General features: G+C 70.5%; 11 protein-coding genes and 1 pseudogene. 6 read left to right on the top strand and 6 right to left on the bottom strand.

Translation table 11 applies throughout. The annotated features are described in order from the left end of the window. Nucleotides 1-286 precede the first annotated feature (286 nt). Nucleotides 287-475, bottom strand: a complete 189-nt coding sequence (locus LL648_RS05285) for an antitoxin VbhA family protein (RefSeq protein WP_232661261.1) — start codon at nucleotides 473-475, stop codon at nucleotides 287-289. A 144-nt stretch (nucleotides 476-619) separates the two neighbouring features. Here LL648_RS05285 and LL648_RS05280 point away from each other — a divergent pair, with 144 nt between their 5' ends. The 3 genes and pseudogenes from LL648_RS05280 to LL648_RS05270 all read left to right on the top strand — a co-directional run. Continuing rightward, nucleotides 620-859, top strand: coding sequence for a hypothetical protein (locus LL648_RS05280; RefSeq protein WP_232661260.1), 240 nt, complete (start codon nucleotides 620-622; stop codon nucleotides 857-859). A gap of 85 nt (nucleotides 860-944) precedes the next feature. After that, nucleotides 945-2,495, top strand: a complete 1,551-nt coding sequence (locus LL648_RS05275; RefSeq protein ID WP_232661259.1) for an ISL3 family transposase — start codon at nucleotides 945-947, stop codon at nucleotides 2,493-2,495. A gap of 122 nt (nucleotides 2,496-2,617) precedes the next feature. After that, nucleotides 2,618-2,752, top strand: a pseudogene (locus LL648_RS05270) (Lsr2 dimerization domain-containing protein); the annotation flags it as partial. A 143-nt stretch (nucleotides 2,753-2,895) separates the two neighbouring features. Here the strand turns inward: LL648_RS05270 and LL648_RS05265 are convergent. Then, nucleotides 2,896-3,747 (bottom strand): TIGR03619 family F420-dependent LLM class oxidoreductase, encoded by an 852-nt coding sequence (locus tag LL648_RS05265; RefSeq protein WP_232661258.1) that lies wholly within the window; start codon nucleotides 3,745-3,747, stop codon nucleotides 2,896-2,898. 838 nt (nucleotides 3,748-4,585) lie between these two features. Next, nucleotides 4,586-5,788, bottom strand: a complete 1,203-nt coding sequence (locus tag LL648_RS05260; RefSeq protein WP_232661257.1) for a glycosyltransferase — start codon at nucleotides 5,786-5,788, stop codon at nucleotides 4,586-4,588. 427 nt (nucleotides 5,789-6,215) lie between these two features. Between LL648_RS05260 and LL648_RS05255 the strand changes: the two genes are divergently transcribed. After that, nucleotides 6,216-6,578 carry a hypothetical protein gene (locus tag LL648_RS05255; protein WP_232661256.1) on the top strand — a complete coding sequence of 121 codons (363 nt, stop codon included), beginning with the start codon at nucleotides 6,216-6,218 and terminating at the stop codon, nucleotides 6,576-6,578. A 77-nt stretch (nucleotides 6,579-6,655) separates the two neighbouring features. On the opposite strand, the gene LL648_RS05250 is transcribed toward LL648_RS05255, so the two are convergent. The 3 genes from LL648_RS05250 to LL648_RS05240 form a co-directional block, all read right to left on the bottom strand. Continuing rightward, nucleotides 6,656-7,072, bottom strand: a complete 417-nt coding sequence (locus LL648_RS05250; RefSeq protein ID WP_232661255.1) for a hypothetical protein — start codon at nucleotides 7,070-7,072, stop codon at nucleotides 6,656-6,658. A 315-nt stretch (nucleotides 7,073-7,387) separates the two neighbouring features. Next, on the bottom strand, nucleotides 7,388-8,872 hold the full coding sequence (locus LL648_RS05245) for an MFS transporter (RefSeq protein ID WP_232661254.1): 1,485 nt from the start codon (nucleotides 8,870-8,872) through the stop codon (nucleotides 7,388-7,390). Nucleotides 8,873-8,900: 28 nt separating this feature from the next. Next, nucleotides 8,901-9,500, bottom strand: a complete 600-nt coding sequence (locus LL648_RS05240; protein ID WP_232661253.1) for a dihydrofolate reductase family protein — start codon at nucleotides 9,498-9,500, stop codon at nucleotides 8,901-8,903. Between the two features lie 204 nt (nucleotides 9,501-9,704). On the opposite strand from LL648_RS05240, the gene LL648_RS45015 reads away from it, so the two are divergent. Together LL648_RS45015 and LL648_RS05230 are read left to right on the top strand one after the other, a co-directional pair. Further along, complete coding sequence (locus LL648_RS45015) at nucleotides 9,705-11,627, top strand: sensor histidine kinase (protein ID WP_232661252.1); 1,923 nt, start codon at nucleotides 9,705-9,707, stop codon at nucleotides 11,625-11,627. Next, entirely contained in the window at nucleotides 11,624-12,229 is a 606-nt protein-coding gene (locus LL648_RS05230; protein ID WP_232661251.1) for a response regulator transcription factor, read from the top strand. The genes LL648_RS45015 and LL648_RS05230 overlap by 4 nt, the downstream gene beginning before the upstream one ends. Nucleotides 12,230-12,338 lie beyond the last annotated feature (109 nt).

Raw genomic sequence — 12,338 nt, 5'->3', positions numbered from 1 at the left:
CAGCCGCTGTCGATAACAACCGCAGTATCGGGCTCGAGTTGCGCGCCGGGGCAGCAGCGTCAAGCCGGGCCATTGTCGTCGACAACCCCACATCTACTAACCGGCCGGTACCCCGGTCAGGTTCCCCAGTCAGCTCGCCGGCCGAGACCCGCTCGTGTCGATTGACAGCTCGATCAGCCGTAGCCCTCAGGGTCAGGCTTAGACCCTCGGTGTCGACACTCGGCGCGCACGGCCGCCGGACGCTGTCGACAAACACATCGCACACCGGGGGCCTGTCGCTCATGTCTCACTGGCGGTAAAGCCCCAGCATCAGCTCCCGGGCCTGGTCTGTAGTCAGCTCGCCTGCTGCGACGCGCTCGATCAGCCGTAGCCCGTCAGCATCGGGCTCCACTGCCTCCGCCCGCACCGACGCCAACGCATCGCGCACCGCGGCGTGCCGTTCCCACGCTTCGAGCCGCCGTTCATGCTCGGACATGAGTACATTCTCGGGCTTGCGAGGTACTCGCGGTGAGACCGGGTCCGGCGACTACCACGACCACCGTTCGACCAGGCATCCCTCGAGGTTCGCGAACCGGAATCTCCCCGGGCCTGTCGACAAGGACATCAGATGTGCCGTTGCGTGCAGGACGCGTTGCCGCAGCTACCCAACACGCTGCGGCAGCACGATGAAGCGAAGCAGCACGATCGCGATCAGCGAGTCGCCCAGGATTCCGCACAGCTGGCCGAGCACGGCACTGGCAGCGCACCGCCGCTCCTGTCAACGGCGCGTTGGGACTGGATCTGGATCTGGCCCACTTTGCGTGATCGACTTGGCCTCGTCTGGGTGTGTCGCGCGGGACTGTTGATCTCGAAAGGTTGATCATCTCCGCCGGTGTGGTGATCAAGGCGGGGTTCGTGTTCTGCTCCCGCATCTGGCAGATGTCGTCATCGAGCGGATCGCCGATGTGGGCCGGGCCTTGCGGATCTGGGCGCACGCACGAGCAGAGCGGGCGTCGTGCCCGCGTTGCGGAGCCAGGTCAGCGCGGGTGCACAGCAGGTATGAGCGGCGGCTGGCCGACGCGGCGGTCGCCGGTCGACGGGTGGAGATCCAGCTGCGGGTTCGCCGCTTCTTCTGCGAGAACGCCTGGTGCTCGGCACGGACGTTCGCCGAGCAGATCACGGGACTGACCGCGCGCCATGCCCGGCGCAGCTTGCTGCTGCGGCGGATGCTGGAGTCGATCGGGCTGGCGTTGGCCGGGCGGGCGGGTGCCCGCCTGGCCGGCGTGCTGGGCTTGCCGACCAGCCGCAGCACCCTGTTGCGGCTGGTCCGAGCGCTGCCGGACCCGCAGGTCGGCACGGTCATGGTGTTGGGCGTGGACGATTTCGCTCTGCGCCGCGGGCACGTCTACGGCACTGTGCTGATCGACATCGCTACCAGGCGCCCGATCGACCTGCTCCCGGACCGGGAGGCCGACTCCTTCGCCGCGTGGCTACTCGCCCATCCCGGCGCCGAGGTGATCTGTCGAGACCGCGCCGGCGCGTACGCCGAGGGCGCCCGCACCGGAGCTCCCGGGGCGATCCAGGTCGCTGACCGCTGGCACCTGTGGCACAACCTGGCCGAGTATGTCGAGAAGACCGTGGCCACCCACCACGGCTGCCTGCGCGCCGCCGCTGAGGACATCCCACCCGAAATTCCCGCAGAACCCGGTGGCTCTGCCGACCTGGCCGAGACCGCCGCGGTCGCGCAGGCCGGGCGGGCCGAGAACTCCGCCCTGGTCACGCGCACCAAGGACCGCTACGAGCGGGTGCAGGCTCTCAAGGGCCAAGGCAGGGGCATCAAGGCCATCATGCGGGAACTCGGGCTGGCGAAGGAGACCGTGCGCCGTTTCTACCGCGCCACTGATGTCGAGGAGCTACTGGCCAAGCCGCGCGCGGGCCGCCGCAGCGTGCTCGATGATTTCAAGCCCTACCTGCATGAACGCTTCAACGCCGGGATCCGCAACGCCACAACCCTGTTCGAGGAGATCCGCGGACAGGGCTACCGCGGATGTCGCGGCACCGTCGCTGCCTACCTCGCACCGTTCCGCGCACTGGACGCCGCACCGCCGCCGAAACCGGCGCTGCCCAAGATCCGACGCATCGCCTCGTGGATCCTGCACCACCCCAACAAACGCGACGCCGAAGAGCAACTCCACCTCAAGCAGGTGTTGGCGGCCTGCCCCCACCTGCAGAACACCGCCACGCACGTCGCCGCGTTCGGCGACATGCTCACCGGCCGCCACGGCGACCGGTTGGACGCCTGGATGGCCGCCGTCGAATCCAACGACCTGCCCCACCTGCACAGATTCGTCACCGGCCTACGCCGCGACTACGACGCCGTCCGCAACGGACTGACCCTGCCGCACAGCTCCGGCTCGGTCGAGGGCAACGTCAACCGCATAAAGATGATCAAGAGGCAGATGTATGGCCGCGCCAACTTCGACCTACTCCGCAAGCGAGTCCTGCTCGCCAGGTGACCCCGCCGGGCCAGTCCGATCACGCAAAGTGGGCCAGATCCAGATCCAGTTCCAACGCGCCGTTGACACCGACCTAACGAAGTACTACTAGGTCATTGGGTCGGGGGTGCCCAACAGCCAACATGAGAACGACGGAGGACAGGGACAGTGGCGCAAATTCGCGAGGTGCGCGGCTCGTCGACGACCTGGACGGACAGGCCGCTGACGAGACAGTCGAGTTCGGCATAGACGGCCGCAACTACGAGATTGATCTCTCCACGGCGAATGTCAGCAAACTGCGGGACGCTCTCGCCGCCTTCGTCGGCCCGGCCCGGCGCCGCCCCAGCGGCGGCCGCCGCCCACGAAGCGGGAATGCCGCACGAGCCTGGCTGCGTGAAGGGGAACGGGCTCGACCGAGCGGTCACACAGCGCCGATGAGCGTGTCTCCCGTCGTCGTGATCAACTCATCCATCGCCGTGCCGTCCATCGTGTCCGGCTGGAGGAGCAGGCGGCGGACACCGATCTCGGCATACCGTCGAGCGATCTCCACGGTGATCGGGCCCGGTGGGGTGATCGTGACCTCGAGGTCGCCGAGTGCCGCCGGGCGCTCGTGCCGCTGCGCTGCCCGCCCGAGCGCGGCGAGCGCGCTCGCCGTCTCATCGACGCTCAACTCCCAGCCGTACCAACCGTTGCCCTGCTCGACGGCGCGACGGAACGCGGCCGCCGAGTGACCGGCGATCACGATCGGCGGATGGGGTCGCTGCGCCGGCAGCGGGCGCTCCAGCACACCGGAGAAGGAAACGAACCGCCCCTCGAAGCACGGCGTCTCGACGCTCCACAGGGAGCGCATCGCGGAGAGGTACTCGTCGGTGCGTGCACCTCGCTCCGCGAGCGGCACGCCGAGCGCGCGCAGCTCCGGCTCCAGATAACCGGCGCCGACCCCGACGATCACCCGCCCCAACGACAACGCGTCGATCGACGAGACCTGCTTGGCCAGCAGCACGGGCTGCCGCTGCGGCAGCACGATGACCCCGAAACCGAGGCGCACCCGGCTGGTGGCCGCGGCGAGGAACGAGAGTGCCACGACCGCTTCGATGCGCGGCTGGTCAGCGGGATCGGACGCATCCACCGGCAGCGCGATGTGGTCGCCGACCCACAGCGACTCGAAGCCGGCCTCCTCGGCCAGACGCGCGCGCCTCACCATCGTGGTCGGGTCCGCACTACTGCCCCGGTGCAGGCCGTACAGGGCGAAGTCGAGGCCACTCGACACCATATGAACCTCCGCATCTTCGATGCCGAACCCTAGTACTCGCTCGACTACGTGATCTTGCTGGTCGAGTTGGGTGGGAACGCAGACGACCACCGCATGATGATCATCAGTTATGTGGACATCAGACGATCACGCGGTGGCCGCGGGCCACAGCGCAAAGGCCGGCTTGTGGCCGGTGTTGGAAGGTCAACTTCTCGATCGGGTCGCCGGCCGGTTCCCGCGGGTCGAGACCCATCGGCACTTCGCCGGGTTCGTGCGCGGGATGCTGGCCTACTACCGCTGCTACGCGCCCCGCCCGGTCGCCGCTGACCGAACTGGTCCGCGGCGCCGGCACCCGCTGGCGCATCAGGAATCCTTCCAGGCCACCAAACCCTCACCGGGCTGGACAAACACCAAGTTTGCCGGTGGACCTCCTGGCGGCGCTGAACCTTGATCGCCATGCTCGCCCACGCCCTGCTCGCGGTGTCGCCGCCACTGCCAGGTCCCATCAACCGGACGGGCTGATCCCGTTGACCTGCAACGAGATCGCCCGGCTGATCAACCGGCTGATCGTCGAACCGATCCAGTCCCTGACCCGCGTCCTGCACTGCGCTGCGCGCCGGCGCCCGTGGCTACCTCACCAAGGACGCCGACGGCGCGACGATCCGTGATGCACTGTTGCACGTCCTCGACAACCAGGCCGCAATCGACCCGGCCGTACAGCACCACCTCATCGACGCGATCGCGAATCCCCCGCTGCCCGCACAATCGCCCGAGACAGCAGAGCCAACCGCAGCACGCAACTACCCGCCGGCGCCCGGTTCCCGACCGCGGCCAGGGCGTGGCTGGCCGCGCTACGAGGTCATTCCGGCACCTGGCCGATCAGGTTGATGAGCTTCCTCGCCGCCACAGCCGCACCGTCTGTGCGGATTGTGGTGCTCACCTGTTCGGCCCGCGCCGCGGTGTCATCGCGAAGCGCGAGCTCGAGCGCGGCGGACAGGGACTCGACGGTCGGCGTCGGACCCTCGTGGCGCGCGCCGATGCCCAGATCGGCCACTCGCTGCGCCCAGTACGGCTGATCCACGATCTGCGGCACGATCACCTGCGGCGCACCCGCCATCGCGGCCGTGGTCGTCGTGCCGGCCCCGCCGTGGTGCACGACCGCTGCCACGCGCCGGAACAGCTCGCGGTGGTTCGCCTCGCCGATGGCGAAGCAGTCGTCCCCCTCGTCGATCAATGCGAGGTCCGCCCAGCCTCGGCTGACCAGCACTCGGCGGCCCTGCGCGCGGATCGCCTCGACAGCCACCGCCCCGGCGTCGGGTGCGACGACCATCTGCGTGCTGCCGAAGCCCACGTACACCGGGGGTCCACCCGCGTCCAGGAACTCCACGAGGTCCGCGGGCAGCGGGCGATCGTCCGGCATGATCCACGCGCCGGTCTGCACGACGTCGAACCCCAGCGCGTCCTGGAACGGCCAGAGCACCGGGTCCGCCGCGAGCCACGGCCGCGGGGTGAAGACGTGGTCGCGGACGTTGTCCACCGGCGGCAGACCGAGCGCGGCCCGGCGGGCGTTGAGCGGCTCGCGGTACATCGCGTCGACCCGCTCGACATCGATCTTCCACAGCACCCGGAGGTCGGTCTCCCCCGGCGGGAACGGCTTCCCCGGCCGTGGCCCCGGCGGGCACTGCAGCGACGGCAGCCCGACCGAGTGCAAGGCGGCGAGCACGTAGTGGATGCCGAGGTGCTCGGCCACGGACCGCACGCCTGCGGGCATCAGGCCGGTCGCCACCACCGCGTCGCAGTCCTCGGCCGCCTTGCCAACCACGTCGAAGTGCTGGGCGACCAGCGCGGCGGCCACCTCCGCGGGTGACGGCTTGGAGGCCACGAGCTCACGCACCGCGAAGCCCATCGGCACCAGGGGCACGCCGACCTCGGCCAGCCGGTCCGCGAAGTCCGGCGGCGCGCACATCCGCACGTCGACGCCCTGTGTGCGCAGCTCGAGCGCCAGCCCCAGCAACGGCTCGACATCTCCGCGGGACCCCCATGTCGACAACAGAACTCGCACCACTGCACTTCCGTTTCCTAGGTTGCGGCGTTCGGCCGCGAATTGTGCAGCATGAATGGGGCCTTGCCGCAAGGCCGGGGGCGTGTTATACGTTGAAGTGGGAAGAGTAGATCTCTTTTCTTTTCGTTGTTCGTGGGCTCAGGCTCCACGGCCTGGCACGGGCGCACTCTCGTCGAGGCGGTCCGCCGCGTCCTCCTGCTCCATCGGCCAAGAGGGCCCGGAGCAGCCGCGCCGCGGAGGCGTTGTACAAACCGGGGAGCCCCACGACGCAGGTTCCACCTCGGCCGCTGGATCGGGCGGCATGGGCGGACCTGATCGGTGACCGCCGGCGTGAGGCGTCCGGCGAGTTGCTCGGTTTTGCGCCGCCGAAGTGCAGCGGCCTCGTGCCTATAGCCCGGGGGCTTTCACGTGGGGTCGGCCACTGGGGGTGAGCGAGATCGGTGACCGCTTCGGGGAAGCCAGCACGGTCGTCTGCGTCGCCGAGCGCCACGACCGCGCCAGGGTAGCCGACCGGGCGGCGCAGCTGCCCCGCCACGCCCGCGCGCTCCTGACCGAGCTCGACCCACCCGCGGCGGAGCAGCTGCGCATCGAGCACAAGTCGCGGCTGATCGCAGCGCGCCGGATGCTCGACCGCGACCGCGCAGAACTCGAACGCCGCCGCCATAGCTGGACGTGGGCCCGCGTCGGGCACCCACCGCTGCCGATCGAACCCCTTCGGACCGGCGTGGCCGCACACCGACTCGTCGAGAAGGCCCGCACGTGGGCTGAACGCGGCGAGAGCGCTCATTGACGAGCCCCACCCCCTCAAGCCCGAGCTCGGCGCAGGATCAAGAAGGTCTTGAGCCGCCCAGAGCGTGTTCTTGTCAGCTACGCGAGGTCGGGCTGTGTCATCAGCGGCGACGTCAGGTGCAGTTCCAGGTTGGGGCTGCTCGGGGGCACGGTGCTCCACGTCGCCACCGCCGTTCCGGCGTCGGCGTCCACCACCAGCCGGACCCGGTGTGGGGTGGTGATGACATGGAGCTCGGCGGCGAATGTGCTGCCCTGCCAGGCGCCGGCCGTGACGACGGGGCGGCCGAGCGGCGAGCTCTCCCGCCACCCGCCATGGCTGGCCTCGATGTCGAGGCCCGGCCCGAGTCCCAGTAACCAGCCACCGTCTACGGAATCGACGACTACCTTGGTCCCGTCGGGCAGGGCCGAACCCTCGGCGGAGGCGTCGAGCCTCGCCGTGACCGAACGTCCCGGGTTGGCCGAGCCAGGCACGGGGGCGAGCGACAGCCGACGCACGAACGGCACTGGCGTGGGCGGGCATGGTCAAGTCGCGCGACAGAGACCACCGCCAACTCGAACCGATGTTCGACGAGCGGTAGCCTCCCGACGCGGCCGACGAGTGGGGAAGCACTCGGCGGCCGCCGCACTCGTCACGTGCAGAAGGGCTTGCCATGTCCACGCCGTACACCCGAGTCGAGCACCGCGCAGCTAACTCGCTCCGGGACATGCAGGTGATCGCCCAGACCCGCGACATTCTCCGGCAGGTCGCCACGCACGACAGCCACCTCGAGGCGCATCGCGGCTACGTCAGCAGCACTCTCGCGGCGCTCGTCATGTGCTCGGGCGCCGGCGGTGGAAGACCAGGCCCGCCACCAACGCCAGCACGCCGACTCCCACGAGGCCGACCACGTTGTAGGAGGTGGTGAACGCACCGCGGACCGCGTCCAGCAGCGCTGAATCGGAGTGCGCCGTCGCCTCCGAAACTCCGGCGACCACGCTCGTCGACGCCTTGCCCGGCAGGTCGAGCACGCCCCGGTAGACGATGGTGCCCAGAGTTCCGAGGACGGTCAGGCCGAGCGCGATCCCCATCTCGTTGCTGAGCTGGGCCAGCGCGGCTCCCGCTCCGGCCCGCTCGGGTGGCGACGCGCTGATCACCAGGTCCATCAGCAGCGGGTACGCCGCGCCGATTCCTAAAGTGGCCAGCGCGAACCCGCCGGCGGCCAGTGGGCGCCCTGCCCAGCTCACCGGGATCAGCGCGGACAACGCGAACCCGACCGCCATGATCGCCACGCAGGTGAGCACCACCGTGTGGTGCTCCAGCCTGCGGCGCAGCAGCGGTCCGCCGTTGGCCGCGAGGATCATGGCCACGATCTGCGGCAAGGTCCACCAGGCCGCCTCCAGCGGCGTCAGGCCCTGCACCTCCTGCAGGTACAGGCTGAAGAACAGCGAGACGCCACCCATGATCAGCGAGGTGAGGAACAGTGCCGCCAGCGCCCGCCGCACCGCACCGCCGGTCAGCAGGGCGAGGTCGAGCAGCGGGTGCTCGAGCCGCCGCTGCCGCCGGACGAACAGCACCGCCAGCAGCGTGCCGCTGGCTAGCGCGAGCCACACCCCGAGCCCCGCGCCGTCGTTCACCCACGTCTTCAGCGCGTAAACCAGGCCGAGCACGGCGCCGATGCTCTGCGCGGTGCTGAGCAGGTCGATCGGGGGCGCGGCCTCGGCGCGGGTCTCCGGCAGCAGCAGCGGGACGGTGATCATCGTCACGACCATGACCGGTACGCCGACCAGGAACACCGACCCCCACGAGAAGTGCGCGAGCAGGATCCCACCGACGAATGGCGCCACCGCCATGCCCAGGAGGAACACGGTCATGTAGGCGCCCATCGCCTGGATGCGGGCCTTCTGTTCGCCGAAGAGCACGCCGATCAGCGACATCGACGCCGGCATGATCGCCGACCCGGCGATGCCCATCACGGCGCGGGCCAGGATGAGCATCGCGGCGCTCGTGGCGAACGCCCCGGCGGCCGACGCGAGCGCGAACACCGCAGCGCAGATGATGATCATGCGTCGGCGGCCGACCCGGTCGCCGAGCGCGCCCATGGTGAGCATCGAACCGGCGACCAGGTAGTTGTAGCTGTCGCTGATCCACAACAGCTCCGCGGCGCTCGGCTGCAGGTCGCGCCCGATCGAGGGCAGCGCGACGTTCATCACCGAGATGTCGATCGCGATCAGCAGGGTCGGGAACGCGAGCGCAACCAGGCCCAGCAGCGGCGGTCTCGCCCGGGTCGGCGGTGCCGGTGAGGCGGTCAGGGACATGGTCGTCCTTCTCTCGTCGATGCGGGGATCACGGGCGGGCGCGCCGCCAGCTCAGGTGCGTGACGTGGGGTGTGGTGCGGCTCGTGACCGGGACGTAGGCCTGCCCGGTCACGCCCTCGAACACGCGGATACCGGTGCCGACGACGAGCGGCGCCACGTGCAGCCGCAGCTCGTCGACGAGGCCGGCGCGCAGGTAGGCGTTCAGCGTGGTGGGGCCGCCCGCGATCGCGACGTTCCGGTCGCCCGCGGCGTCGCGCGCGAGCTTGAGCGCGGCCTCGATGCCGTCGGTGACGAAGGTGAAGCTGGTGCCGCCCTCCATCTCGACCGGGCGGCGCGGCCGGTGCCCGAGCACGAACACCGGTGCGTGGTAGGACGGTTCCTCGCCCCACCAGCCGGTCCAGTCGAGATCCCACTCGCCGCGGTCGGGGCCGAACATGTGGCGCCCCATCACGAACGCCCCGGCGTCGTGCATCGCCGCCAACTCGTCGGCGTGGTCCTCGGCGTGCTCGATCAGCCAGTTGTGCAGGCGGAACCCGACCTCGGCGCCCATGGGGTGCTCGGCGGACTGGTCGCGGCCCGCGGCGATGCCGTCCATCGATACGGCGAGATCGGCGGTCACCAGTGGCATGGCAGCTCCTCGGCTGTATGGCACCAGGACGGTCCCGGCGCCGCAACCAGTCTTGGGCGGCCACCGCGGCAGCCCCAGTGCCCGGCGCACCGACCACCCCTGGGATGCGCCCCGCTACGCATATGCGTTCCGCACATCGCGCAGGTCAGCCCACCGGGCGCGGGTGCGTTGCCGGGACGGGCGGTAACCGCATACCGTCGCGCGGTGAAGGCACGGCGGTGGTCGGCATCGAGCGAGGCGGCCGACCCGGCGCCCGGGCGGCTTGGCCTGCCGGCACCGGTCTTCCTCGCTGTCGTATTGCTGGCGAGGATCAGCGACGCGAACTCCCACCCGGACATCTCGCACGCCCCGTTCGTCATGGCCGCATTCGTACTGCCCTTCTGGTACGTCTCAGGCATCGGGCGAGCGGTGTGGGCACATTGGTACGCCCCGCTGCTCGTGATCCAGGTCGTGCTGACGTTCGCGCCGTTCGCCCTGTTCGGAGCCGATTGGCCGGGCGGGGTGACGGGCCCGCTGGGTGGGCTGCTGCTGCTCACGGTGCGGGCGCCGCTGAACTGGGTGCTTTTCGTCGCCGCCGGAGCGGCAGACCTGGTCGTGCGGCTCGCAGTCGGGCTGCCTCGAGTGAACCCGGGTATCGGCCCCATCTGGGTCATCATCGCCTATGCCGATGCCGGGATCGCCCTCTACGGCCTGGTCCGCCTCGGCGAGATGGCCGCCGCACTGCACGCGACGCGTTCCGACCTGGTCGACGCCGCCGTCGCTCACCAGCGCCTCGCCGGAGCCCAGCGGTTGCGCGCCGCCGTGGTCGACCGCCTCGACGAGGTTGTCCGGCACGCGGCCAGGGCGCTCGGCGGCGTCGTCACCGAGCCCGCCGGAGTTCGCCGGCACCTGGAGCGGGCGGGGCGGATCGTTCGCGACGCGGCCGCCGAGATCCGCCGCACCCTGCCACCGGGCCCGCCCGATCCGTCCGGTGATCCGGTCGCGCAGCGCACCGCGGTGCTGGCGCCCCGGCTCGCCCGGCTCGTCCTGCTGTCCACGCTCGTGATGTTCGGCGTGCTCAACGTGCTGAACGTGGCGTACCCGGACCTGGACGTGCCGGTCCCCCCACCTCCGGTGGTCCTCGGGACGGTTGTGGTGTCTGCGGCGGTCGTCCTGTTGCAGTGGCGCCACTCGACCGCCATGGCGCGACCAAGGGGCTGGCCGTGGACGCTTGCGCTCCAGGCCGTTCTGACCTACGCCTTCTATCCCGTCGTCGGCGCGGGCGGCATGACACTGGTGGCGTTCCTCGCCGGGAGCGCTCTGCTGCTGCTCGCGCCCCGACTGCGGTGGATCGGGTTCGCGGCGGTCGTGCTCAGCCTGCCCGTGCTCGTGGGGGTAGCTCAGTTCGGCCCGGTTCCGTTGGTCACGTTGGTCGTGTGGTCCGGGTACGTGGGCGGCGTCACCGCGGCCTGGGGGCTGGTGGTGTACGGGCTGTCGAGGCTGACCGGTGTCGTCGCCGAGCTGGTCGAGGCGCGCGCGGAGCTCGCCGAGTTGACCACGGTGCGCGAGCAGTTGCGGATCACCCGCGACACCCACGACCTGCTCGGGCTCGGCCTCTCGGCGATCGCGCTCAAGACTGACATCGCCGCCGCGCTGCTGGCCAGCAACCCAGGGCGGGCGCGGCATGAGATCGGCGAGCTGCTGGCCATCGCGGCCGCGACCCGCGACGACGCCCGTGCGATCCCGACCCGGTCGCAACGGCACACGCTGGCTGCGGAGCTGCGGACCGCGGGGGAGATCCTTCGCACGGCGGGCATCGAGGTGCGTGGTCGCCTCGACCCGCCGTCGCTGCCGCCTGAGGTCGACTCCGCGCTGGCTACGGTGCTGCGTGAGGCGGTGACCAATGTGTTGCGGCACAGCACACCCACGCGGGTGGATCTGGACGTCATGGTCGCCGGTGATGGCGCGGGGCTCACCGTCGGCAATGACGGGGCCTGCCCACGGTCCGACGGCCATGGACAGGGCCTGGCGAACCTTCGCGACCGGCTGGTCGCCCTTGGCGGCACCCTGCGGTGGCGGCGCGGTGACGGGCTGTTCGTCCTGGAGGCCGCGGTTCCGCTGCCCGTCCCCGCCGGGAGCCTCTCGTGATCAGGATCCTGGTCGCGGAGGACACCGCGATCCTGCGCGACAGCCTGGTGGTCGTGCTCGACCTGGAGACCGACCTGGAGGTGGTCGCTGCCGTCGGCACCGGCGACGCCATCGTCCCGGCCGCCCTGCGCCACCGGCCCGACGTCGCCGTGCTCGACATCGACCTGCCTGGCGTCGACGGCCTCACCGCCGCCGCCCGGCTGCACGAGCAGCTGCCGGAGTGCCGCGTGCTGATCCTCACCGCGCTGGCACGGCCGGGGAACCTGCGCACCGCGCTCGCCGCCCACGCGAGCGGCTTCCTCGCCAAGGACGCGCCTGCCCGTGCCCTCGTCGACGCAGTCCGAAAGGTCGCCGCAGGCTGCCGGGTCGTCGACCCCGCACTCGCCGTGGCCACCCTGACGACGCGCCCCAACCCGCTCACCGACCGCGAGGTCGAGGTCCTGCGCCTGTTCGCCGCCGGCGTCGCGCCCCGGGAGATCGCCGCCGAGCTGTTCCTCACCGTCGGCACGGTGCGCAACTACCTTGCCTCCGCCACGACGAAGCTCGACGCGCGCAACCGCGTCGACAGCATCCGAATCGCGACCGAGATGGGCTGGCTCTAAGGCGGGAACGGCCAGAACCGGGCCGTTGTCATGCTGGGCGACCTGAACGACGAACCCCGACGCCGCAACCACCCAGATCCTGCACGGCCGACCGCGCTGCACTGGAACG

Source organism: Pseudonocardia sp. TRM90224, from assembly GCF_021245725.1.
Taxonomy (GTDB): domain Bacteria; phylum Actinomycetota; class Actinomycetes; order Mycobacteriales; family Pseudonocardiaceae; genus Pseudonocardia.
Note: the sequence above shows the minus strand (reverse complement) of the source record. Positions and strands in the feature narration are given on the sequence as shown.